We start from the raw sequence: 22,818 nt of genomic DNA on the forward strand, positions 1-22,818 counted from the left end.
TATTCAAATCTACATCAATAAGAGGTTGTTAAATGAGCATTATCTCCAAGGCGTATGCAGAAGGCGCGGCTCCGGCAGCACAGGGTGGTGGCATGGAAATGATCATCATGCTGGCCGTGTTCGGTCTCATCTTCTACTTCATGATCTACCGTCCCCAGGCCAAGCGTGCCAAGGAGCATCGCAATCTGATGAGCTCCCTCTCCAAGGGCGACGAAGTGCTCACTTCCGGTGGCCTGGTCGGCAAGATCGCCAAGGTTTCCGCCGACAGCGACTACATTGTGCTGGCCCTGAACGATCAGACCCAGGTCACCATCAAGCGTGACTTCGTCTCTGCCGTTCTGCCCAAGGGTTCTATCCAGTCCCTCTAATCTCCCGAGGAGCACAGCGTGTTAAATCGCTATCCGCTGTGGAAATACCTGATGGTGATCGTCGTGATCGCCATCGGTTTTCTATATGCAGCCCCCAATCTTTACGGCGAAGACCCGGCCTTGCAGGTCTCTGCCAGCCGTGGTGCCGAAGTCAAACTAGAAACCCTCGACCAGGTGAAGGAAACCCTCGACGAGGCGAAGATCCCGGTCAAGCATGCGGCGTTCGAGCACGGCTTCATCCTGATCCGTTTCAACAACACCGAAGACCAGCTCAAGGCACGCGACATCGTGGCCAACAAGCTGGGCGACAATTTCATCACCGCCCTCAACCTGGCACCGTCGACCCCCGCCTGGCTTGAGGCCATCGGCGCGGCGCCCCTGAAGCTCGGTCTTGACCTGCGGGGCGGTGTGCACTTCCTGATGGAAGTGGACATGGCCGAAGCGCTGGCCAAGCAGCAGGAACAGATGGTGCAGGATTTCCGCGCCGAGCTGCGTACCCAGAAGATCCGCTACTCCGGTGTACGCCGGGTCGGGGATCAGGTGCAGGTGGTCTTCCGTGACGAGGCCGATCAGGCCAAGGCACTCTCCTTCCTGCGTCGCCAGAATGCGGATCTTGTCTTCACCACAGACCAGAAAGGGGATGACTTCATCCTGCTGGCCACTCTGAGCGAAGCCAAGATCAAAGAGGTGAAGAAGTATGCCCTCGAGCAGAACATCACCATCATCCGCAACCGGGTGAACGAACTGGGTGTGGCCGAGCCGCTGGTCCAGCAGCAGGGCGGTGAGCGTATCATCGTCGAGCTGCCGGGGATCCAGGACACCGCCCGTGCCAAGGAGATCCTGGGGGCCACCGCGACCCTGGAGTTCCACATGGTCGATGAGGCTGCCGATATCCAGGCCGCTGCCGCAGGCCGCGTGCCGCCGAGCTCCAAGGTCTACAACGATCGCAACGGTCGTCCCGTGGTACTGCAAAAGCGCGTGATCCTGACCGGTGACCACATCGTGGGTGCCCAGTCCGGTTTCGATGAATACAGCCGTCCCCAGGTCAACATCAAGCTCGATGGTCAGGGTGGCAACAAGATGGCCAACTTTACCAAGGACAACGTTGGCAAGGGCATGGCGACCGTCTTCATCGAGTACAAGCCGGTGGGTCAGCCTGGTCCGGACGGCAAGCGCAAGTTCCGCAAGCAGGAGGAGGTGATCAACGTCGCCACCATCCAGTCTCGCCTGGGTAGCCAGTTCCGCATCACCGGGATCGACAACGCCAACGAAGCCCACAACCTGGCGCTGCTGCTGCGTGCCGGTGCCCTGATTGCCCCCATCCAGATCGTCGAAGAGCGCACCATAGGCCCGAGCCTGGGTCAGCAGAACATCGACAGCGGGATGGAAGCCATCGGCTGGGCCATGCTGGTGATCGTGCTCTTCATGGGGATCTACTACCGTGCCTTCGGCTGGGTGGCCAATCTGGCGCTGACCATGAACCTGGTGCTCATCGTCGGTATCATGTCGATGATCCCGGGGGCCACCATGACCCTGCCGGGCATCGCCGGTATCGTGTTGACGCTGGGCATGGCGGTGGATGCGAACGTGCTGATCTACGAGCGTATTCGTGAAGAGATCCGCAATGGTCGCGGGGTGCAGCAAGCCATTCACCTGGGCTTTGATCGCGCCTTCTCCACCATCGCCGACTCCAACGTCACCTCGCTCATCACCTGCGTGATCCTGTTCGGTATCGGTACCGGTGCCATCAAGGGCTTCGCCCTGACCCTCGGGATTGGCCTGACGGCGTCCATGTTCACTGCCATCACGGTATCCCGCGCCATCATCAACCTGGCCTGGGGTGGACGGCGCATCGACAAGCTGCCGATCTAAGGAAGAGACATGTTTCAAATTCTACATTTTGAAAAGCCCATCCCCTTCATGCGTTTCGCCAAGCTGGGTATGGTCCTCTCTGCTCTGGTAACGGTGCTCGCCCTCTACGTTCTGTACGATCGTGGCCTGAACTGGGGGCTGGACTTCACCGGCGGTACCACCATCGAGGTGGGGTTCCAGCAGTCGGTGAGCCTGGACAAGATGCACGAGGCGCTGGATCAGCAGAAGATTGACGGGGCGACCCTGCAGTTCTTCGGCTCCAGCCGTGATGTGCTGGTGCGCATGGCCCCCCAAGAGGGCGTCAAGGTCGAGCAGCAGGGCAACGAGGTCCTGGCGGCCGCCAAGCTGGTCGACGAGAGCGCCGTGCTCAAGCGTGTCGAGTTCGTCGGTCCCTCCGTGGGTGACGAGCTGGCCACCGACGGTGCCCTGGCCATGCTGGCCTCCATCCTCTGTATCCTGATCTACGTGGCGGTGCGCTTCGAGTGGCGTCTGGCCACGGGGGGCATCCTCTCCCTGGCTCACGACGTGATCATCACCCTCGGCATCTTTGCCTACTTCCAGTACGAGTTCGACCTGACCGTGCTGGCGGCGCTGATGACGCTGGTGGGGTACTCCCTGAACGACACCATCGTTGTGTTCGACCGGGTGCGGGAGAATTTCCGCAAGGTACGCCGTGGGGACACCGCGGAGATCATGGATCTCTCCATGACCGAGACCCTGAGCCGGACCATCATCACCTCGGGGTTGACCTTCGTGGTGGTGGTGGCGCTGCTGCTCAAAGGCGGGCCTCTGATCCACGGTTTCTCCATCGCCATGGTGATCGGGGTGGCCTTCGGGACCTACTCCTCCATCTATGTGGCGAGCGCCTCAGCCATGTTCCTCGGGATCAAGCGGGAGCACATGCTGCCGACCCAGGTGGAAAAAGAGGGCGCGGATCAGCAAGAGATCCTGCCGTAACAGACAAGGGCGCCGCAAGGCGCCCTTTCTCTTGTGGCCGGGGTGAGTCATGATGCTCCCCACAACCCAGCATCCATTACCCAAAGCAAGGAGCAAGCCCATGCAACACAATCCCCGTTTTCTGGCCCTGGTAGAGGCCATCCGCCCGCAGGTGCAGGAAACCGATGTGCATCAGATCAAGCGCTGGCAGGATGAGGGCCGAACATTTCATCTGATCGACGTGCGCGAAGAGAGCGAGTGGGCCAGGGGCCATCTGCCGGGGGCCGCCTATCTCGGGCGCGGGGTGATAGAGCGTGACATCGAGACCCGGTATCCGGATCCCGACACCGAACTCTACCTCTATTGTGGTGGGGGATTTCGCTCCATCCTGGTGGCGGATAACCTGCAGAAGATGGGTTATTCCCGGGTCGTCAGCGTCGATGGAGGCTTTCGCGGCTGGAGCGATGCCGGATACCCTGTCGAATCCTGATTTATTTGAGGGAGAGGGGCTGCGCCACATGACAAACGGCCCCGTGATCTTTACCATATGCGGGGTCAAGCGTAAGCGTCGGAGTGTTCATTGAACGTCAGGATAGGGATTGGATACCTCACGGGTATCCTGTTGTTGCTCCCCTTGTGGGGTTGCAGCAGTAGCAGTCAGGTAAAAGCGCCTCAAGTTCCCAAGCCGCAACCCGCTTCACTGGTATTGGCGACCCCCTTGCAGGTCTCCTACCAGAGCGAGTTGGCGTTGGCGCGACTCGGGCAGATGCTCAGTGAAATGGAATTGACGACCGAACAGCGGGCAGAACTCTTCTATGAGCGTGCCGTGGTGTTTGACCGGGTGGGCTTGCGTTCCCTGGCGCGACTCGACTTCAACCGCGCCCTGCGGGAGAAGCCGGATTTTGCCGAGGCCTACAACTTCATCGGTGTCTATCTGGTTCAACAGCAGAACTACGACGAGGCCTATGAGGCGTTCGACTCCGCCCTGGAGCTCGCCCCGGATTACGACTACGCCTATCTCAACCGGGGAATCGCGCTCTATTACGGCAATCGCCCCGAGCTTGCAGCGGCGGATATGAAGCGCTTCTACGAGGCGCAACCAGAAGACCCTTATCGGGTGATCTGGCTCTATCTGGCCGAGCAGAAGCTCAACGGACCGGCGGCCATGAGCCGGATGCGCGAGCGGCTCAACAAGTATGACGACGACGCCTGGAACTGGGATCTGGTGCGCCTCTATACGGGCGACATCAATGCCACCCAGTTGATGAGCAACGTGGTGAAAGGGGTCAAGGACAACAGGGAGCTCGCCGAGCGCCTGTGCGAGACCTACTTCTACCTCGGCAAGTTCGAGCTGGCCAAGGGTAACCGCAAGGAAGCCATCAGCTACTTCAAGCTGGCGCTGGCCAACAACGTCTATGACTTCATCGAGCATCGCTATGCCTTGCTGGAGCTGGAACTGATGGCGCGCAAGCCCCAGCCACCCGGAGCCCAGGGCAAGAGCGGCAAAGCGTGACTAAACGGGTTTGATCCCCATGAAAAAGGCCTCTTGACGAGGCCTTTTTGCTGTCCGGTGACACGGGGTGTGCCGCTACTCCACCAGGCTCATGCCGGGGATCTGGCGCCAGTAACCGTTGCAGTCCCGCTCCTGCAGCAAGGGCAGGGGGGCCATCCCCTGTTCGTTGGCCTTGAAGCGCTCCAGCATCGTCAGGGTCTCCATGCCTTCGGGAGAGAGGCGCACCACATCCACCAGGCCCTCCATCCCCTTGAGCTCGTTACCCAGGTTGTAGCAGTAACCGGACTGGGTCTGGATGCCGTTGAGGTTGAACACCTTCTGCCCCTCGCGACTGCTGGCAAGTCGCCCGGTGGGGTAGTCGATGCAGGCCAGTTCGCAGTTGTCCTTGGGCCGGTCGAGGGAGCGGGCGGTGAAGCAGCGTGCCGAGTAGGCGAGCGGCAGATGACCATAGGCGAACACCTCCACCTCGAACTGCTGGCGCTCCCTGCCCAGATCCTGATTGAGCTGCATCAGCCAGTCCCGTGACAGCTCCACCGGCATCACCCAGCGCTGCATCCCCTGTTTAAGCAGCATGCGCAGCACGTCGGCGTTGTAGGCGTTGATGGCGGGGCCGCAGACGAACGGCAGCCCGGCTTCACTGGCGAGCTGGACGGCACCCAGATCGTTGGCCTCGATCATCAGCTCGCCGTTGTCGACCAGCCGCTTTACCTCCTTGAGCTCGGAGGGAGCTGAGATCAGCGCCAGCGTGGAGAGTACCGCCTGCTTGCCGGAGCCCGCCACCTGACGGGCGAGGGCAATCCAGTCATCCGCTTTCAGTTCGCGCCGCTTGCTGCAGACGGTTTCCCCCAGATAGATGATGTCGGCCTGGCTGGCGGCGGCCGCCTGATAGAAGGCCTGGGTGTCGGCCTTGGGCCAGTAGAAGAGCAGGGGGCCGAGAGAGAATTTCATGAGCAGTGCTCCTTATTGCCACTGGCGATGATAGGCACCGAGGGTGGTCTGGCTCCCCTCGGAGACGCGGGCGAGCTGGGCATCCCACTCGGCCTTGACCTGATAGGCCTCGGGGTTGGCCTGATAGGCGTCGATGGCGGCGCGCCAGACCCGGGTCACCTGCTCCACATAGGCGGGGCTGCGCTGGCGTCCCTCGATCTTGACCGACTGGATGCCGGTCTGGAACAGCTCGGGCAGAAGGCCGAGGGTGTTGAGGCTGGTGGGCTCCTCCAGCGCGTGATAGGTCTGGCCATCCACCTCGAAGCGCCCCTTGCACAGGGTCGGGTAGCCGGCATTTTCCCCCGGGCCGTAACGATCGATCAGCACCTCGTTGAGGCGGGATTCTAGGCCGCTCGGGGTCTCTTCCCAGCGCACGAACTTGGCCGGTGAACAGGCGCCGACGGTGTTGGGGCTCTCGCCGGTCATGTAGGAGGAGAGGTAGCAGCGCCCTTCCGCCATGATGCAGAGGCTGCCGAAGGCGAACACCTCGAGGCCGACGTCGGTCTCGCGGGCCAGCTGCCTGACCTGATGCATGGAGAGCACCCTCGGCAGCACCACCCGGCCGACGTTGAAGTGCTGCTGGTAGAAGCGGATGGCAGCGGCGTTGGTGGCGCTGGCCTGGACCGAGACATGCAGCTCCATGTCGGGATGGCGGCGGCTGGCATAATCGAGCACGGCGAGATCGGCGATGATCAGGGCATCGGCACCGAGCGCCACCCCTTTGTCCACGGCCTGCTTCCAACGGGCATCGGAGCCCGGGTGGGCAAAGGTATTGATGGCGATGTGCAGCTTGCGGCCATGCTGGTGGACATAGTCAACCGCTCTTTCCAGCTTGCTGTCGGTGAAGTTGAGCCCGGCGAAGTGGCGGGCATTGGTGTCATCCTTGAAGCCGATGTAGACCGCATCGGCCCCGTTATCCACGGCTGTCTTCAGTGCCGGCAGGCTGCCTGCCGGGCAGAGTAATTCCATCGGGTACGCTCCGAGAGGGCAAAAATGCAAAAGTGGCCCGATTGTATTCATGCTTGCCCTCCCGCTTTTTGACCTGAGGCAGCTTTAGGTGGCTTTACCCTTCTTGAGGTAAGTGGGCACAAGTTTGATTTTCAACAGGATCTTGCCGAAGGGGCTGTGCTTGAATGCGCAAAAAACTGGGAGTTTATCGTGTTTCAACATCTGCAACGTCGCCTGGTCGAACAGGCACCCCGTCTCTTGCGCCACCCCCTCAAGCTGGTGCCCTTCCCGCTGCAACAAAACCTGATGGAGGCCCTGCTGGGCAGGGTATTCCGGGAGGCCATCGAAGAGGGGGAATTTGCGTTTCTTGCGGGCAAGTGGCTGAAAGTGGAAGTCAGCGATCTGGGGCTATGCTGGTTTATCAGCGAGCAGGAGGGCAAATTGGTAGTGGCGAGGAAGTGTGAGCACGCCGATGTCTGTTTCAGCGGCAATAGCCAGGATCTTGTTCTGATCGCCGGGCGCCGTGAAGACCCGGATTCCCTCTTCTTCCAGCGCCGGCTGAAGATAGAGGGGGATACAGAGCTGGGCCTGGAGGTGAAAAATCTGATGGACAGCCTGGATCTGGACGGGCTGGGATTGATGAAATACCCCCTGATGGATCTGGCGACCTTTATCGAGCGGGCCCGCGTGACGCACGTGCCCACTGCCGCGACAATGAGCTGAGCCGTTTTCTTGCCCGAGTGCTGCGGAACAGGTGAACTTGAGCCGCAGTACCCCACTGTCAGCGTGACCACGCAGGGTGGGGATGTATCATCTGCCTGTTTGTGCAGAAATGCCTGGTCGGAAGCGGTGCCAAAATAGCGATTGGTTATGTTACAATTGCGCGCCATTTTTGACTGAAGATTGACTGGGCATGTTGGATCAGATTCGTATCGTGTTGGTAAACACCTCTCACACCGGCAACATGGGATCCGCGGCGCGGGCCATGAAGACCATGGGGCTGACTCAACTGGTGCTGGTCGATCCCCAGGCCCAGCCTGATGAGGAGGCCGTCGCCCTGGCGGCGGGGGCCAGCGATATCCTGGCTCGCGCCCGAATCGTGCCGACCCTGGATGAAGCCATTGCCGACTGTGGTCTGGTCATCGGCACCAGTGCCCGTTCCCGCACCTTGAGCTGGCCCATGCTGGATCCCCGTGAAGCGGGCGAGAAGCTGGTTGCCGAGGGCATGGAGCACCCGGTCGCGCTGGTGTTTGGCCGTGAACGCACCGGCCTCACCAATGACGAACTGCAAAAATGCCACTTCCATGTGGCCATTCCCGCCAATCCAGAATACAGCTCCCTCAATCTGGCAATGGCAGTGCAGACCCTTTGTTACGAGGTGCGGATGCGCTGGCTGGAAGTACAGAACCAGGAGCCGGAGGATGAGCGGGTCGAGTACCCCAGCGCCCAGCAACTGGAAGGGTTTTATCAGCATCTGGAGCAGACGTTGCAAAAGACGGGATTCATTGCCGATGACCACCCAGGCCATGTGATGAGCAAACTGCGTCGTCTATTCAATCGGGCCAGACCCGAAGCGGTGGAGTTGAACATCTTGCGGGGCATTCTCACCTCTGTCCAGAAGTCCAGGGCACAAGATTAATCCCGACTGATTTACTCAAGCATATACTTGACTGATTTAGTCGGGTATGTGACCATATGCCACATATTGATTGGTTCGCAAGACGGTAAGGCATATGAGACTGACCTCAAAAGGACGTTACGCGGTGACAGCCATGCTCGACGTGGCGTTGCATGCAGAGCAGGGGCCCGTGCCCCTGGCTGATATTTCAGAGCGCCAGGGCATCTCCTTGTCCTATCTGGAACAACTGTTTGCCCGTCTGCGCAAGCATGGTCTGGTGAGCAGCGTACGTGGCCCCGGTGGCGGCTATCGCCTCGGTCTGGCCCCTGGCGAGATCTCGGTCGGTCAGGTGATCACCGCGGTCGATGAATCGGTCGATGCGACCAAGTGCCTCGGCAAAGGGGGCTGCCACGGTGGTACCCAGTGCCTGACCCACTCCTTGTGGCGGGATCTGAGCGAACGCATCTCCAGTTTCCTGGGGGATATCACCCTGGCTGAGCTGGTTGGTCAGGCCGATGTGCGCCGTATCGCCGGCAAGCAAGATGAACAAATGAAGACCGTGTTGTCCCTGGTTGATCGGGCCGAACGCGGTGATGTGAGCTTGAAAGTCCAACTATAAACGTGCTTTCCACGACGAGTCGCTGTGTGACCCCGTCGTAACGGAGAAAAAGATGAAACTGCCTATTTACCTTGATTATTCGGCAACCTGTCCGGTGGACCCGCGTGTCGCAGAAAAAATGATGCAGTGCCTCACCATGGACGGCCTGTTCGGCAACCCAGCCTCCCGTTCCCACCGTTTCGGCTGGCAGGCCGAAGAGGCGGTGGATCTGGCCCGTAATCAAGTGGCAGAGTTGATCGGCGCGGATCCGCGCGAGATCGTCTTTACCTCCGGTGCGACCGAGTCAAACAACCTGGCCATCAAGGGCATCGCCCATTTCTACGCCGGCAAGGGCAAGCACATCGTCACCTCCAAGACCGAGCACAAAGCCGTGCTGGATACCTGCCGCCAACTGGAGCGTGAAGGCTATGAGGTGACCTACCTCGAGCCCATGCCCAACGGCCTGTTCACTCTTGAGCAGATCGAAGGCGCCCTGCGTGATGACACCATCCTGGTCAGCATCATGCACGCCAACAACGAGATCGGGGTGGTGCAAGACATCGCTGCCATCGGCGAGCTGTGCCGTTCCCGCAAGATCCTGCTGCACGTGGACGCCGTCCAGAGCGTGGGCAAGATCCCGGTCGACGTGGAAGCACTCAAGGTTGATCTGCTCTCCATGTCCGCCCACAAGGTATACGGCCCGAAAGGCATTGGCGCCCTGTATGTGCGCCGCAAGCCCCGTGTTCGTCTGGAAGCCCAGATGCACGGCGGTGGTCACGAGCGCGGCATGCGCTCCGGCACCCTGGCAACCCACCAGATCGTCGGCATGGGGGAAGCCTTCCGCATCGCCAAGGAAGAGATGGCGAGCGAGAGCCAGCACATCATGGCCCTGCGCCAGCGTCTGTGGGATGGCATCAAGAACATCGAAGAAGTCTATATCAACGGGGATCTGGATCAGCGTGTACCGGGTAACCTGAACGTCAGCTTCGCCTATGTGGAAGGGGAATCCCTCATCATGGCACTGAAGGATCTGGCGGTCTCTTCCGGTTCTGCCTGTACCTCGGCCAGCCTGGAACCTTCCTACGTGCTGCGCGCCCTGGGCCTGAACGACGAGCTGGCACACAGCTCCATCCGTTTCAGCATCGGTCGCTTCACCACCGAAGAAGAGATCGACTACGCAATCAAGCTCATCTGCGACTCCATCGGTCGTCTGCGCGAGATGTCTCCCCTGTGGGAGATGTTCAAGGATGGCGTCGATCTGAACACGGTCGAATGGGCACATCACTGATCCTTGCCAGCATGGCAAGGGTCTGGTGAACAACGGAATTAGCAGGAGTTAGATATGGCTTACAGTGAAAAAGTAATCGACCACTACGAGAATCCCCGCAACGTCGGTGGTTTTGACAAGAACGATCCCAGCGTCGCCACCGGCATGGTCGGTGCACCGGCCTGTGGTGACGTCATGAAGCTGCAACTGAAGATCAGCGACGATGGCATCATCGAAGATGCCAAATTCAAGACCTACGGCTGTGGTTCCGCCATCGCCTCCAGCTCTCTGGTGACCGAGTGGGTCAAGGGCAAGACCCTGGACGAAGCGGCCGGTATCAAGAACACCGACATCGCCGAAGAGCTGGCGCTGCCGCCGGTGAAGATCCACTGCTCCATTCTGGCGGAGGATGCCATCAAGGCCGCCATCGCCGATTACAAGCAGAAGAAAGGTCTTTAAGGTCCGGAGAGCAGTATGGCCATAACCATGACAGATGCCGCAGCGGCGCGGGTTTCCTCCTTCATGATCAACCGGGGCAAGGGCATCGGCCTGCGCCTCGGCGTCAAGACGACCGGCTGTTCTGGCCTTGCCTATGTGCTCGAGTTCGTGGATGAGCTGGCTGCCGAGGATCAGGTATTTGAGCAGAAAGGCGTCAAGATCATCGTGGATGCCAAGAGCCTGATCCACCTGGATGGCACCGAGCTGGACTTCGTGAAGGAAGGCCTCAACGAGGGCTTCCAGTTCAACAACCCGAATGCCAAGGGCGAATGTGGTTGTGGCGAAAGCTTCAGCGTGTAAGTGGTTCGATTTACAGATCGCCCATGTTTGCAACGCCTCGTAGCCCCAAGGGTGAGCCCTGTTGCGGCGAGTCTCTTGTGATCAACACCTTGCTCATCAACACAGTGGTGTGGACGCCAGTCCATGCCACTGCTCTCAAGTTCAAGACGAGTGTGGTTGCACTCCCAGCGCTATTGTCTGAGGACGAAGGATGAATCATTTCGAGCTGTTCGGGCTGGCTGAGGGCTTCGAGCTCGATACTCGCCAACTGGCTGACACCTATCGTCAGCTGCAGACCCAGTTCCATCCCGATCGTTTTGCGACTGCCCCCGAGCGGGAGCAACTGGCTGCCGTGCAGCGTGCTGCCCAGATCAACGATGCCTTTACCACCCTCAAGGCCCCCTTGCGCCGAGCCGAGTACCTGCTCTCCTTGCGGGGCACCGATATTCGCGGCGAGCAGCAGACACTGCAAGATCCCGCCTTTCTGATGCAACAGCTGGAGTGGCGAGAGCGGCTGGCTGATCTCAAGGGCGACGCCGACCCTGAGGGGGCCATCAAGGATTTTCGCCAGGAAATCAGGCATGATCACCAGGCGTTGATGCAACGGCTGACCGACTCTCTCACCAGGGGTGAGGATCTGCAGGCGGCGGATTGCGTTCGCAAGCTCAAATTTGTCGACAAGCTCCTCGAGGAGCTGGAACGATTCGAAGACTCGCTGTTCGAGTCTTGACCCTCTAACGCAGGAATTGTGATTACCCATGGCATTACTGCAAATTGCCGAGCCAGGCCAGAGCGCCGCACCTCACCAGCATAAACGTGCCGTCGGCATCGATCTTGGCACCACCAACTCCCTGGTCGCCGCCGTGCGCAGCGGCCAGGCCGACACCCTCTGTGACGAGCAGGGGCGTGATCTGCTGCCTTCCGTGGTCCATTACCAGGCCGATACCATCCGGGTTGGCTTCGATGCCAAGCGTGAGGCGGCCCTCGATCCCCACAACACCATCGTCTCGGTCAAGCGGATGATGGGCAAGGCGCTGGCCGACATCGATACCCGCCAGCAACCCTATCAATTCGTGGCGGCCGACAACGGCATGCCGCAATTGCAGACCCGCCAGGGGCTGGTCAATCCGGTGCAGGTCTCGGCCGAGATCCTGAAAAAACTGGCCGAGCGCGGTGCCGCGTCCCTCGGGGGAGACCTCGACGGCGTGGTCATCACGGTGCCCGCCTATTTTGACGATGCCCAGCGTCAGGGTACCAAGGACGCGGCCAGACTGGCCGGTCTGCACGTGCTGCGGTTGCTCAATGAACCCACGGCAGCCGCCATCGCCTATGGCCTCGACTCGGGTCAGGAAGGGGTGATCGCCGTCTATGACCTGGGTGGCGGAACCTTCGATATCTCCATCCTGCGCCTGCATCGCGGGGTGTTTGAGGTGATGGCCACCGGTGGCGACTCGGCACTCGGTGGTGACGATTTTGACCATCTGCTGGCGGACTGGCTCAAAGAGCAAGCCGGGTTGTCCGGTCAGCTCGATGCCCGTACCCAGCGCGAGTTGCTGGATGCGGCGGCCAGCATCAAGCACGGCCTCACCGATGCAGATGCCGTTGCCTGCACCTTTGCCGGCTGGCAGGGTACCGTCACCCGCAGCCAGTTTGACGAGCTGATCCAGCCCCTGGTCAAACGCACCCTGCAGGCTTGTCGGCGCGCCCTGCGCGATGCGGGTCTCGAGCAGGAAGAGGTACTGGAAGTGGTGATGGTCGGCGGCTCGACCCGGGTGCCGCTGGTGCGCGAGCGGGTGGGCGAGTTCTTCGGCCGCACCCCCTTGACCAGCATCGACCCGGACAAGGTGGTGGCCATCGGTGCCGCCATCCAGGCCGACATCCTGGTGGGCAACAAGCCCGATGCCGAGATGCTGCTGCTGGACGTCATCCCGCTTTCCCTCGGTCTTGAGACCATGGGCGGCCTCGCCGAGAAGGTGATCCCGCGCAATACCACCATTCCGGTGGCCCGCGCCCAGGAGTTCACCACCTTCAAGGATGGCCAGACCGCGATGGCCATCCACGTGGTGCAGGGGGAGCGCGAGCTGGTGGCTGATTGCCGCTCCCTGGCCCGCTTCACCCTGACTGGCATTCCGCCCATGGCGGCCGGCGCCGCCCACATTCGCGTCACCTTCCAGGTGGATGCGGACGGTCTGCTATCGGTCAGCGCCATGGAGAAATCCTCCGGCGTGCAGGCCGAGATCCAGGTCAAGCCCTCCTATGGACTGGGTGAGGATGACATCCTCAACATGCTGAGCGCCTCCATCGCCAATGCCCAGCAGGACATGGACGCCCGCATGCTGGCGGAGCAGCAGGTCGAGGCCGACCGGGTGGTCGAGAGCCTCAACGCCGCCCTGGCCGCCGATGGCGAGGCTTTATTGAGCCCCGCCGAGCGGGCCGAGCTGGATGCCGCCATCGCCCATCTGCTGACCATGCGCAGCACGGGCACCACCAACCAGATCAAAGAGGCCATCGAGGCAGCGGATGCTGCCAGTGGCGAATTTGCAGCCCGCCGGATGGATGCCTCCATCCGCAAGGTGCTGACCGGACAAAACGTCAACAAGGTGTGATATGCCAAAACTGATTATTCTGCCCCATCCTGAGCTCTGTCCGGACGGCGCAGCCCTCGAAGGCGCGACCGGTGAAACCATTCTGGACATCGCGCTGCGCAACGGCATCGAGATCGAGCATGCCTGCGAGAAGTCCTGTGCCTGTACTACCTGTCACTGCGTGGTGCGGGAAGGGTTCGACTCCCTCGAGCCGAGCGACGAGCTGGAAGACGACATGCTGGACAAGGCGTGGGGGCTGGAGCCGGAATCCCGTCTCAGCTGCCAGGCCAGACTGGCGGACGAGGATCTGGTGGTGGAACTGCCCAAGTACACCCTGAATCTGGCGTCCGAGCGCCACTGATGACCCCTTAATTACACATGAGTGAATTGCGCGTGCAGCATCTCATGGTGCAGTAATGATATGGTGAAGGCCGTGACCCTTGAGGGAGCGGCCTTTTTTGTGCCCGTGATTTCCCTATTCGTTGATGAAAGTGCCAATAAAAAGGAAGCAAGAGAACATGGCTGACATGATGAACGTAAGGTTGTCGTCCCAGGCTGCCGCCGCCCAGTGGGGTGAGGGAGCCCTGCTCAGTTTCAACGGGGACGAGGCCCATCTCCATCTGGCCGCTGGCCAGGAGAAGGAGGCGCTGCGCGCCATCCAGCGCGCTGCCAGACGCCTCGAGTCGAGCGGCATCAAGCGCATCAAGCTGGTGGGCGAGGGGTGGAATGGGGAGCGTCGTTACGCCTTTGCCCAGGGCTTCTATGCCGCCAAGGGGGTTCGCGAGCTCGATCTTGGTGAACAGAGCGAACAGGAAGCGGCCGAACTCGCCGCCTTGCTCAAGGCGACCCACTGGGTGCGCGAGGTGACCAACGGCTGCCCGGAAGCCATCTACCCCATGAGCCTGGCGGAGTCCGCTCTGCTGCTCATTCGCAGCCTCGGCGGTGACAAGGTGACCGCCCGCATCACCGCTGGCGAAGCCTTGCGTGAATCGGGTCATATCGGGATCTGGTCGGTGGGCCGTGGCAGCGAGCGCGAGCCGGTGCTGCTGGAGCTCGACTACAACCCGACCGGGGATGCCAACGCCCCCGTGGTCGCGGCGCTGGTGGGCAAGGGGATCACCTTCGATTCCGGCGGCTACTCCATGAAGTCCTCCGACAACATGCTGCCGATGAAGTCCGATATGGGCGGCGCCGCCATGGTGACCGGCGCCCTGGCGCTGGCCATCAGCCGTGGCCTGAACAAGCGGGTCAAGCTCATCCTCTGCTGCGCCGAGAACCTGGTCTCCGGCCACGCCTTCAAGCTCGGCGACATCCTCACTTATCGCAACGGCATCTCGGTCGAGATCCAGAATACCGACGCGGAAGGTCGCCTGGTGCTGGCAGACGGCCTGCTGGCCGCGAGCGAAAGCGGGGCTGCCTACATCCTCGACGCTGCCACCCTGACCGGCGCCGCCAAGACCGCGCTGGGCCGCGACTACAATGCCGTGTTTGCTCTCGATGAGGCGGAGCAGGTGCGCGCGCTGGCTGCCGCCAACGCCGAAAACGAAAAGGCCTGGCCGCTGCCGCTCGAACCCTGGCACGCAGGCCAGCTCACCTCGGCCTTTGCCGAGCTGGGCAACGTGGCGTCCGCCGAAGGCACTGCCGGTGCCACCACCGCAGCGGCTTTCCTGTCGCGCTTTGTCCGTGACGAAGGCAAGGGCTGGGTGCACCTGGACCTGGCCGCTTCCTATCAGAAGTCGGGCAATGATCTCTGGGCGACCGGTGCCAAGGGCCATGGTCTTCGCACGATTGCCCGCTGGCTGCAGGAGGTGTGCGCATGAACGTCTGGTTGAGCCGAGAGTTTGCACCGGCCGAGTGGGGGGAGGGGGCACTGCTCTCCCACCGTGCCGACGGCATGGTGATCCATCTGGTGAGCGCCACTCCCTTGCTGGATATCCAGCAGGCGGCGCGGCGCCTGTGCAGCCAGGGGATCCAGCAGGTTGTCCTGGCTGGCCACTGGGAGCGGGAGCAGCAGTGGGCTTTTGCCCAAGGGCTGCAGACGCCCAAGGCGGAAGTGGGGTTGCAGTGGGCCACTTCGTCCGAGGAGGACAGGGAGGAGCTGGAGGCGCGCTGGCTGTGCGGGCGCTGGGTGCGGGAGATGACCAACGCCACTCCGGAGCAGCTGGGGCCGCTGGAGCTGGCGGTCGAAGCCGCTGCCTTCCTCACCGAGCTGGCACCGGACCGGATCAGCCATCGCATCCTCAAGGGAGAGGCGCTGCAACAGGCGGGCTGGGTCGGTCTCTATCAAGTGGGTCGTGGCAGTGACCGCGAGCCCGTGATGCTGGAGCTGGATTTCAATCCGGGCAAGGATCCCAAGGCGCCGGTAGCGGCCGCCCTGGTGGGCAAGGGGATCACCTTCGATTCCGGCGGCTACTCCATGAAGACCTCCCAGGGCATGCTGACCATGAAACACGACATGGGCGGTGCCGCCATCGTCACCGGCGCGCTGGCGCTGGCCATTCTGCGTGGCCTCGACAAGCGGGTGAAGCTCATCCTCTGCTGCGCCGAGAACCTGGTATCCGGCCATGCCTACAAGCTGGGTGACATCCTCACCTACAAGAACGGCACCACGGTGGAGGTGGTCAATACCGACGCCGAAGGGCGTCTGATCCTGGCCGACGGCTTGCAACTGGCCGGCGAGTCTGGTGCGCCGCTCATCATCGACGCTGCCACCCTCACCGGGGCGGCCGTGATGGCGCTGGGGGGGCGTTACAACGCCCTGTTTGGCCTCGACAAGGGGCTGGTGAGCCGCGCCATGGCCTATTCGGATGCGGAGCAGGAGCCAGCATGGCCGCTGCCGCTGGAGCCCTGGCATCGCCAGCAGTGCCCGTCCCACTATGCCGACACCGCCAACAGCCGCCCCGTGCCGGGCGGCGGACCGGGGGGGGCCTCCAATGCGGCCGGCTTCCTCTCCCGCTTTGTCCCTGATGAGGGAAGAGGCTGGCTGCATGTCGATCTCGCCGCCTGCTTCAGCGAAAACGGCGACAGTCTGTGGGCGCCCGGGGCCAATACCCTGGGGATGCGCACCATCGCCCATACCCTGCTGGCGGAGACGCGCTGAGTCAGTGAGCGGCATCACAAGGGCACCTCAGGGTGCCCTTTCCAGTGCTGCTTTGCTGAGCAATTGATACGGTTTTGAGGCATTAGCATGCCGATCGTGCGCAAGCGCACATTTTTTCTCTCTGCCCTGGCACAAGATGAGTCACCATGTTGTTTCAAGGATTCTTTTGTTTAACAAAAAGTTGATTTTTTGTGTGTTATTTCGTTTTTTGTTTACGTATAATCGCCGCCGAACATGGATTCCTACAATAAAACTCTGTAGTTAAGGAAAGAACTCAATGGCTATCGAACGTACCTTCTCCATCGTCAAGCCGGATGCGGTCAGCAAGAACCTGATTGGTGCCATTTACAGCCGCTTCGAAAGCGCCGGTCTGAAAGTGGTTGCCGCCAAGATGCTGCACCTGACCAGCGAACAGGCCGCCGGTTTCTACGCCGAGCACCAGGGCAAGCCGTTTTATGATGCTCTGGTCGGTTTCATGACCTCTGGCCCCGTCATGGTACAGGTGCTGGAAGGTGAAGACGCCATCCGCCGTCACCGTGAAATCATGGGCGCCACCAACCCGAAAGAGGCGCTGGCCGGCACCCTGCGCGCCTGCTACGCCGAGAGCATCGATCGCAACGCCGTCCATGGCTCCGATGCCCCGGCCTCTGCCGCCCGTGAAATCGCCTACTTCTTCTCCGACGACGAGATCTGCCCGCGCGGCTGATGTTGTCTGCTGGTGACCAAGGGAGCTTCGGCTCCCTTTTGTTTTTTGGTCATCCTGCCAATATCCACTTATTCTCCAGGTGGAAAGCCAGACCCATTATTTGTACAATGCCGCCCCCTGACGTAGGTCAGCCGATAATTTATGAAGTGTGTGAGCTGAGGCCCCTGATGAGCGAAACAAAAACCAACCTGCTGGATCTCGACCGGGATGCCATGCGTGCCTTCTTCGTCGAGTTGGGCGAGAAGCCGTTCCGGGCAGACCAGATAATGAAGTGGATCTATCACTTCGGTTGTGATGATTTCGATCAGATGAGCAACGTCAACAAGGCGCTGCGCGAGCGGCTCAAGGCCATTGCCGAGATCCGTGCCCCCGAGATCAGCCGTGAACAGCGCTCCGCCGATGGCACCATCAAATGGGCGCTGCAGGTGGGCGATCAGGAGGTGGAGACCGTCTACATTCCGGAAGCGGACCGCGCTACCCTGTGCGTCTCCTCCCAGGTGGGTTGTGCCCTGGCGTGCACCTTCTGCTCCACCGCCCAGCAAGGCTTCAACCGCAACCTGAAAGTCTCCGAGATCATCGGCCAGGTGTGGCGTGCCGCCAAAGTGGTGGGCGGCAAACGCCCCATCACCAACGTGGTGATGATGGGCATGGGTGAGCCGCTGCTCAACCTCGCCAACGTGGTACCTGCCATGAAGCTGATGATGGATGACTTCGGCTTCAGCATCTCCAAGCGCCGCGTCACTCTCTCCACCTCCGGTGTGGTGCCGGCGCTGGACATGCTGGGGGACCAGATCGACGTTGCCCTGGCCATCTCCCTGCATGCACCGAACGACCAGTTGCGTTCCGAGATCATGCCGATCAACGACAAGTACAACATCGAGTCCTTCCTTGCCGGGGTACGCCGCTATCTGGCCAAGTCCAACGCCAACGGCGGCCGGGTGACCGTGGAGTATGTGCTGCTCGATCACATCAACGACGACATGCAGCATGCCCATGAGCTGGCCAAGGTCCTCAAGGAAACCCCTTGCAAGATCAACCTGATCCCGTTCAACCCCTTCCCGGGCAACCCGTTTGGCAAGCCGAGCAACAGCCGTATCGACCGTTTCTCCAAGGTGCTGATGGAATACGGCCTGACCGTCATCGTGCGCAAGACCCGTGGTGACGACATCGACGCCGCCTGTGGGCAGCTGGTGGGGGAGGTGATTGACCGCACCAAGCGCACCATGAAAAATCGGATGCAACAGGATGGGATTTCCGTCAAAATGGTTTAACTCCTAAGCCATTGTATAGACAGGAAATGGATATCCGTACATTGATCGTAGTGGCAGCGCTCTGTGCGCTGCCAGGCTGTGTCACAGAGACCACTTACGCTGGCCAGAATTCGACCCAACGTGAAGTGGGCCCCGACCTCAAGGCCGCCGCCCAGACTCGTCTCGATCTGGGTATCCAGTATCTGCGCCAGGGCAATGCCGAGCAGGCCAAATTCAATCTCGACCGCGCCCTTCAGTACGATCCCAACAATCCTCAGGTCTACATCGGTTTTGCCTATTTCTACCAGCAGGTGTCGGATTTCAAGGCCGCCGAGGCGAGCTACAAGAAAGCGCTGGCCATGGATCCGTCCAATGCTGACGCGATGAACAACTATGGCGCCTTCCTCTGCAACCGTGGCCGCTTCGACGAAGCGGAAAAGGCGTTCTTGCAGGCCGTCAGCCAGCCCGATTACGTGAAGATCGCCGATACCTACGAGAATGCGGCGCTCTGCTCGATGCAAAATCACAGAAATGACAAGGCTGGCGAGTATTATCGTCTGGCCTTGGGGTATAATCCCCGCAATCCTAGGTTATTGCTGGACATGGCCGAGCTTTCCATGAAAGATGGCAAGCTTCCTGATGTCCAGTCTTACCTCGCGCGCTTTGCCGATGTGGCAGAGGAGAACGAGGAGAGCCTCTGGCTCCGGCTGCGGCTGGCCCAGGCCATGGACAAACCGGCATTACTTCACCAATTCGGGACTGAGCTGGTAAGGCAATATCCCACTTCGCAACAAGCCAAGCGTTACTTAGCCAATGACTACTGAACAGCCACACGATTTCCAAGACGACTCCCAGGCAGCGGGCCCAGGCCAGCTGCTGCGCAACGCCCGTGAACAGCTCGGCTGGACCCGGGAACAGGTTGCGTCCCGCATTCACCTTCGTCTGACCCTGATCGCCGCCATCGAAGCGGATACCTATGACAAGCACACGTCCCATACCTTCATTCGTGGCTATCTGCGGGCCTATGCCAAGCTCGTGGGCATCCCCGAGGAGACCATCCTCGCCGCCTACGAAAAGCTGGGGCTGACTCCCCCCGACAACATCGACATGCAGAGCTTCTCCCGTCGCTCCCGCCAGCAGGCCAATGACAGCCGGCTCAAGGTGGTTACCTGGCTGGTGATCCTGGTGCTGATCGGGCTCTCCGTCGCCTGGTGGTGGCAGAGCACGGCGCGCCGCTCCGCCGGTGACGACGCCCTGGCGGCGACCGAGATGAGCGCGACCGTCAATACGCCGGAAGCGAATGTTGCCCCCGCCGTGGAGGTCGCCGAGCCCGTGCTGCCCGCAGCGTCCGATGCCGTGTCCACCCAGGTTGTGGTGAGCGGTGCCACCGCGACCCTGCCTGTGGTCGCTACGGATGCCAGCGCAGCCGTCCCGACGGACGTTTCCGGTGCGGTCTCGACTGCCGAGAGCACGACCACCGAGTCCGCCAAGGCGCCCCAGCTCAAGATGAGCTTCACCGCCGATTGCTGGCTGGACGTCAAGGATGCCAACGGCAAGACCCTGTTCAGCGGTCTGAAGAAGGCGAACGACGAACTGGTACTGGAAGGACCCGAGCCACTCAGATTCATCATTGGCGCGCCCATGGCGGTCAATCTCGAATATCAGGGCAAGTCCTTCGACATGAGCCGTTACAACAACGGCCGGACTGCCCGCTTCACACTGCCGCAGGAGTAATCAGTCCGCCATGTCTGTTCACGAAAAGCCCGCACACGAATCACCCATCGTTCGTCGCAAATCCAGACAGATTATGGTCGGCAACGTACCGGTTGGGGGCGATGCCCCCATCACGGTACAGACCATGACCAACACCAAGACCACGGACGTGGCCGCTACCGTCGAGCAGATCCAGCGGATCGAGCGGGTCGGCGCCGACATCGTCCGGGTCTCCGTCCCCACCATGGAGGCGGCGGAAGCGTTCAAGCTCATCAAACAGCAGACCCGCATCCCCATTGTGGCCGACATCCACTTCGACTACCGCATCGCCCTCAAAGTGGCCGAGTACGGGGCCGACTGCCTGCGCATCAACCCGGGCAACATCGGCAACGAAGAGCGGGTGCGTGCGGTGGTGGATTGTGCCCGTCACTACAACATCCCCATCCGCATCGGCGTCAACGGCGGTTCCCTTGAGCGTGATCTCCAGGAGAAATACGGCGAGCCGACCCCGGAGGCGCTGCTGGAGTCCGCCATGCGCCACGTGGATTACCTGGATCGCCTCGACTTCCAGAACTTCAAGGTGAGCGTCAAGGCGTCCGATGTCTTCCTGGCGGTCGGTGCCTATCGCCTGCTGGCCAAGCAGATCGATCAACCCCTGCATCTGGGCATCACGGAAGCGGGCGGTTTTCGCGCCGGCGCGGTCAAGTCCGCCATCGGCCTTGGCATGTTGCTGAGCGAAGGGATTGGCGACACCCTGCGCATCTCCCTGGCCGCCGATCCGGTGGAAGAGGTGAAGGTGGGCTTCGACATCCTCAAGTCCCTGCGCATCCGTTCCCGCGGCATCAACTTCATCGCCTGTCCCTCCTGCTCCCGTCAGGAGTTCGACGTCATCGGCACGGTCAACGCCCTGGAAGAGCGGCTCGAAGACATCATCACCCCGATGGATGTCTCCATCATCGGCTGTGTGGTGAACGGTCCAGGGGAGGCGCTGGTTTCCGATCTCGGCCTTGCGGGCGCCGCCAACAAGAGTGCCTTCTACGAGGGGGGCCAGCGGGTCGACCGGCTCGACAACAAGGATTTGATCCCGACTCTGGAGCGTCGCATCCGTGCCCGGGCCGCCATGCTGGATCCGGCCAACCAGATCCAGGTGGACAAAGGTTGAACCATGACGGGGCCACCTGGGGTGGCCCCGGCTTTAGGTTGTTGATTTTACATCCCGCATCCGGGCACCCGATTTTACCTCGGGGTCGAAAATCCCTATAATGCGGCCAAATTTTACCTCTTTTTCTCGAGTATCAACGTGGCAAAACAGATCCAAGCTATTCGCGGTATGAATGATTGCCTGCCGGAGCAGAGCCCGGTATGGCAGAAAGTAGAACAGATCCTGCGCCAGGTCGTGGCCAGCTATGGCTACAGCGAAGTGCGCATGCCCATCGTCGAGCAGACCCATCTGTTCAAGCGTGCCATCGGTGAAGTGACCGACGTGGTCGAAAAAGAGATGTACACCTTTGAAGACCGCAACGGCGACAGCCTGAGCCTGCGTCCGGAAGGGACCGCCAGTTGTGTGCGTGCCGGCATCGAGCACGGTCTGCTTTACAACCAGGAACGCCGGATGTGGTACATGGGCCCCATGTTCCGTCACGAGCGTCCCCAGAAAGGTCGCTATCGCCAGTTCCACCAGTTCGGGGTCGAGCTGTTCGGCATCAACGGGCCGGACATCGATGCCGAGCTCATCATGCTGACTCACCGCCTGTGGCGTCTGTTCGGCATCAGCGATCACGTCACCCTGCAGCTCAACACCCTCGGTCAGAGCAGCGAACGTGCCGCCTATCGCGATGCCCTGGTCGCCTATCTGGAACAGTACAAGAGCGAGTTGGACGAAGAGAGCCAGCGCCGCATGTACAGCAACCCCCTGCGGGTGCTCGACTCCAAGGACGAAAAAGTGCAGGCCATCCTGGCGGGTGCCCCCCGTCTGTTCGACCACCTGGGCGAAGAGAGCCTGGCTCACTTCGAAGGGCTCAAGCGCCTGCTCACGGCGGCCGGCATCCAGTTCGAGGTGAACGAGCGTCTGGTGCGCGGCCTCGACTACTACAACCTGACCGTGTTCGAGTGGGTGACCAACAGCCTGGGGGCCCAGGGCACCGTCTGTGCCGGTGGTCGCTACGACGGCCTGGTGGAGCAGCTCGGTGGCCAGCCGACCCCGGCGGTGGGCTTTGCCATGGGCATGGAGCGTCTGGTGCTGATGCTTGAAACCCTCGAACTCAATGCTGACATCCGCCCGGCGGTGGATGTCTATCTCTGCATGGTGGGTGAGGGGACCGAGCAGGCTGGCTTTGCCCTGGCCGAGCGCCTGCGCGATGCTCTGCCGGACTTGCGCCTCATGAGCCACTGCGGCGGCGGCAACTTCAAGAAACAACTCAAGCGTGCCGACAAGAGCGGCGCGGCCATTGCCCTGATCCTTGGGGAGACCGAGGTGCAAAGCGGGGAGATCACCATCAAATATCTGCGTGGCCAGGCCGAGCAACAGACCGTCTCGGTCGATGCCGCCATCGCCCTGCTGGCAGCGAAAGGAGAGTAAGC

General features: G+C 61.1%; 24 protein-coding genes. 22 read left to right on the forward strand and 2 right to left on the reverse strand.

Annotated features, from left to right (window positions below):
* Positions 1-32 precede the first annotated feature (32 nt).
* The 5 genes from yajC (at position 33) to nlpI (ending at position 4,689) form a co-directional block, all read left to right on the forward strand.
* Positions 33-368: a preprotein translocase subunit YajC gene (gene yajC, locus AB5Y59_RS07205; protein WP_010675070.1), complete on the forward strand. Its 336-nt coding sequence runs from the start codon at positions 33-35 to the stop codon at positions 366-368.
* Positions 369-386: 18 nt separating this feature from the next.
* Positions 387-2,240, forward strand: coding sequence for a protein translocase subunit SecD (secD, locus tag AB5Y59_RS07210; RefSeq protein WP_103260284.1), 1,854 nt, complete (start codon positions 387-389; stop codon positions 2,238-2,240).
* Between the two features lie 9 nt (positions 2,241-2,249).
* Positions 2,250-3,197, forward strand: coding sequence for a protein translocase subunit SecF (secF, locus tag AB5Y59_RS07215; protein ID WP_039038736.1), 948 nt, complete (start codon positions 2,250-2,252; stop codon positions 3,195-3,197).
* Positions 3,198-3,297: 100 nt separating this feature from the next.
* Positions 3,298-3,666 (forward strand): rhodanese-like domain-containing protein, encoded by a 369-nt coding sequence (locus AB5Y59_RS07220; protein WP_041213021.1) that lies wholly within the window; start codon positions 3,298-3,300, stop codon positions 3,664-3,666.
* 90 nt (positions 3,667-3,756) lie between these two features.
* On the forward strand, positions 3,757-4,689 hold the full coding sequence (nlpI, locus tag AB5Y59_RS07225) for a lipoprotein NlpI (protein WP_280520777.1): 933 nt from the start codon (positions 3,757-3,759) through the stop codon (positions 4,687-4,689).
* Between the two features lie 75 nt (positions 4,690-4,764).
* Here the strand turns inward: nlpI and AB5Y59_RS07230 are convergent, their stop codons facing one another.
* The gene (locus AB5Y59_RS07230; protein ID WP_128296708.1) at positions 4,765-5,637 is read right to left on the reverse strand and encodes a U32 family peptidase; all 873 of its coding nucleotides are present in this window, start codon (positions 5,635-5,637) and stop codon (positions 4,765-4,767) included.
* A 12-nt stretch (positions 5,638-5,649) separates the two neighbouring features.
* The gene (locus AB5Y59_RS07235) at positions 5,650-6,645 is read right to left on the reverse strand and encodes a peptidase U32 family protein (protein ID WP_010675064.1); all 996 of its coding nucleotides are present in this window, start codon (positions 6,643-6,645) and stop codon (positions 5,650-5,652) included.
* Between the two features lie 189 nt (positions 6,646-6,834).
* On the opposite strand from AB5Y59_RS07235, the gene AB5Y59_RS07240 reads away from it, so the two are divergent.
* The 17 genes from AB5Y59_RS07240 (at position 6,835) to hisS (ending at position 22,816) form a co-directional block, all read left to right on the forward strand.
* Entirely contained in the window at positions 6,835-7,347 is a 513-nt protein-coding gene (locus AB5Y59_RS07240; protein ID WP_041215881.1) for an SCP2 domain-containing protein, read from the forward strand.
* Positions 7,348-7,537: 190 nt separating this feature from the next.
* Entirely contained in the window at positions 7,538-8,263 is a 726-nt protein-coding gene (gene trmJ / locus AB5Y59_RS07245; RefSeq protein ID WP_042880722.1) for a tRNA (cytosine(32)/uridine(32)-2'-O)-methyltransferase TrmJ, read from the forward strand.
* Positions 8,264-8,357: 94 nt separating this feature from the next.
* Positions 8,358-8,861 (forward strand): Fe-S cluster assembly transcriptional regulator IscR, encoded by a 504-nt coding sequence (iscR, locus tag AB5Y59_RS07250; RefSeq protein WP_025327241.1) that lies wholly within the window; start codon positions 8,358-8,360, stop codon positions 8,859-8,861.
* Between the two features lie 52 nt (positions 8,862-8,913).
* Positions 8,914-10,128 (forward strand): IscS subfamily cysteine desulfurase, encoded by a 1,215-nt coding sequence (locus AB5Y59_RS07255; protein WP_010675060.1) that lies wholly within the window; start codon positions 8,914-8,916, stop codon positions 10,126-10,128.
* Between the two features lie 54 nt (positions 10,129-10,182).
* On the forward strand, positions 10,183-10,566 hold the full coding sequence (gene iscU / locus AB5Y59_RS07260; protein ID WP_010675059.1) for a Fe-S cluster assembly scaffold IscU: 384 nt from the start codon (positions 10,183-10,185) through the stop codon (positions 10,564-10,566).
* A 15-nt stretch (positions 10,567-10,581) separates the two neighbouring features.
* Positions 10,582-10,905 (forward strand): iron-sulfur cluster assembly protein IscA, encoded by a 324-nt coding sequence (iscA, locus tag AB5Y59_RS07265; protein WP_010675058.1) that lies wholly within the window; start codon positions 10,582-10,584, stop codon positions 10,903-10,905.
* 190 nt (positions 10,906-11,095) lie between these two features.
* A complete protein-coding gene (gene hscB / locus AB5Y59_RS07270; protein WP_010675057.1) occupies positions 11,096-11,614 on the forward strand; it encodes a co-chaperone HscB in 519 nt (172 codons plus the stop codon).
* A gap of 28 nt (positions 11,615-11,642) precedes the next feature.
* Entirely contained in the window at positions 11,643-13,490 is a 1,848-nt protein-coding gene (gene hscA / locus AB5Y59_RS07275; RefSeq protein ID WP_041215019.1) for a Fe-S protein assembly chaperone HscA, read from the forward strand.
* A 1-nt stretch (position 13,491) separates the two neighbouring features.
* Positions 13,492-13,830 (forward strand): ISC system 2Fe-2S type ferredoxin, encoded by a 339-nt coding sequence (gene fdx, locus AB5Y59_RS07280; RefSeq protein WP_005299781.1) that lies wholly within the window; start codon positions 13,492-13,494, stop codon positions 13,828-13,830.
* 157 nt (positions 13,831-13,987) lie between these two features.
* The gene (gene pepB / locus AB5Y59_RS07285; RefSeq protein WP_323913410.1) at positions 13,988-15,289 is read left to right on the forward strand and encodes an aminopeptidase PepB; all 1,302 of its coding nucleotides are present in this window, start codon (positions 13,988-13,990) and stop codon (positions 15,287-15,289) included.
* Positions 15,286-16,569 carry an aminopeptidase PepB gene (pepB, locus tag AB5Y59_RS07290; RefSeq protein ID WP_041213015.1) on the forward strand — a complete coding sequence of 428 codons (1,284 nt, stop codon included), beginning with the start codon at positions 15,286-15,288 and terminating at the stop codon, positions 16,567-16,569. Before pepB (AB5Y59_RS07285) ends, pepB (AB5Y59_RS07290) begins: the two co-directional genes overlap by 4 nt.
* Before the next feature lie 277 nt (positions 16,570-16,846).
* A complete protein-coding gene (gene ndk, locus AB5Y59_RS07295; RefSeq protein WP_039038725.1) occupies positions 16,847-17,275 on the forward strand; it encodes a nucleoside-diphosphate kinase in 429 nt (142 codons plus the stop codon).
* A gap of 167 nt (positions 17,276-17,442) precedes the next feature.
* Complete coding sequence (locus AB5Y59_RS07300; RefSeq protein ID WP_041213014.1) at positions 17,443-18,546, forward strand: bifunctional tRNA (adenosine(37)-C2)-methyltransferase TrmG/ribosomal RNA large subunit methyltransferase RlmN; 1,104 nt, start codon at positions 17,443-17,445, stop codon at positions 18,544-18,546.
* 11 nt (positions 18,547-18,557) lie between these two features.
* Positions 18,558-19,349, forward strand: coding sequence for a PilW family type IVa pilus biogenesis/stability lipoprotein TapF (gene tapF / locus AB5Y59_RS07305; protein WP_080768047.1), 792 nt, complete (start codon positions 18,558-18,560; stop codon positions 19,347-19,349).
* A complete protein-coding gene (locus AB5Y59_RS07310) occupies positions 19,339-20,259 on the forward strand; it encodes a RodZ domain-containing protein (RefSeq protein ID WP_368211738.1) in 921 nt (306 codons plus the stop codon). The genes tapF and AB5Y59_RS07310 overlap by 11 nt, the downstream gene beginning before the upstream one ends.
* A gap of 10 nt (positions 20,260-20,269) precedes the next feature.
* Positions 20,270-21,400: a flavodoxin-dependent (E)-4-hydroxy-3-methylbut-2-enyl-diphosphate synthase gene (gene ispG / locus AB5Y59_RS07315; protein WP_010675049.1), complete on the forward strand. Its 1,131-nt coding sequence runs from the start codon at positions 20,270-20,272 to the stop codon at positions 21,398-21,400.
* 138 nt (positions 21,401-21,538) lie between these two features.
* Entirely contained in the window at positions 21,539-22,816 is a 1,278-nt protein-coding gene (gene hisS / locus AB5Y59_RS07320; protein ID WP_039038721.1) for a histidine--tRNA ligase, read from the forward strand.
* Positions 22,817-22,818: the final 2 nt, after the last annotated feature.

This window comes from Aeromonas sp. s10, assembly GCF_040907975.1.
Lineage (GTDB): Bacteria > Pseudomonadota > Gammaproteobacteria > Enterobacterales > Aeromonadaceae > Aeromonas > Aeromonas caviae.

Coding starts and splice junctions, on each gene's coding strand:
- yajC (WP_010675070.1), top strand. CDS start 33: ATGAGCATTATCTCCAAGGCGTATGCAGAAGGCGCGGCTCCGGCAGCA.
- secF (WP_039038736.1), top strand. CDS start 2,250: ATGTTTCAAATTCTACATTTTGAAAAGCCCATCCCCTTCATGCGTTTC.
- AB5Y59_RS07220 (WP_041213021.1), top strand. CDS start 3,298: ATGCAACACAATCCCCGTTTTCTGGCCCTGGTAGAGGCCATCCGCCCG.
- AB5Y59_RS07230 (WP_128296708.1), bottom strand. CDS start 5,637: ATGAAATTCTCTCTCGGCCCCCTGCTCTTCTACTGGCCCAAGGCCGAC.
- AB5Y59_RS07235 (WP_010675064.1), bottom strand. CDS start 6,645: ATGGAATTACTCTGCCCGGCAGGCAGCCTGCCGGCACTGAAGACAGCC.
- trmJ (WP_042880722.1), top strand. CDS start 7,538: ATGTTGGATCAGATTCGTATCGTGTTGGTAAACACCTCTCACACCGGC.
- iscR (WP_025327241.1), top strand. CDS start 8,358: ATGAGACTGACCTCAAAAGGACGTTACGCGGTGACAGCCATGCTCGAC.
- AB5Y59_RS07255 (WP_010675060.1), top strand. CDS start 8,914: ATGAAACTGCCTATTTACCTTGATTATTCGGCAACCTGTCCGGTGGAC.
- iscU (WP_010675059.1), top strand. CDS start 10,183: ATGGCTTACAGTGAAAAAGTAATCGACCACTACGAGAATCCCCGCAAC.
- iscA (WP_010675058.1), top strand. CDS start 10,582: ATGGCCATAACCATGACAGATGCCGCAGCGGCGCGGGTTTCCTCCTTC.
- hscB (WP_010675057.1), top strand. CDS start 11,096: ATGAATCATTTCGAGCTGTTCGGGCTGGCTGAGGGCTTCGAGCTCGAT.
- hscA (WP_041215019.1), top strand. CDS start 11,643: ATGGCATTACTGCAAATTGCCGAGCCAGGCCAGAGCGCCGCACCTCAC.
- fdx (WP_005299781.1), top strand. CDS start 13,492: ATGCCAAAACTGATTATTCTGCCCCATCCTGAGCTCTGTCCGGACGGC.
- pepB (WP_323913410.1), top strand. CDS start 13,988: ATGGCTGACATGATGAACGTAAGGTTGTCGTCCCAGGCTGCCGCCGCC.
- pepB (WP_041213015.1), top strand. CDS start 15,286: ATGAACGTCTGGTTGAGCCGAGAGTTTGCACCGGCCGAGTGGGGGGAG.
- ndk (WP_039038725.1), top strand. CDS start 16,847: ATGGCTATCGAACGTACCTTCTCCATCGTCAAGCCGGATGCGGTCAGC.
- AB5Y59_RS07300 (WP_041213014.1), top strand. CDS start 17,443: ATGAGCGAAACAAAAACCAACCTGCTGGATCTCGACCGGGATGCCATG.
- AB5Y59_RS07310 (WP_368211738.1), top strand. CDS start 19,339: ATGACTACTGAACAGCCACACGATTTCCAAGACGACTCCCAGGCAGCG.
- ispG (WP_010675049.1), top strand. CDS start 20,270: ATGTCTGTTCACGAAAAGCCCGCACACGAATCACCCATCGTTCGTCGC.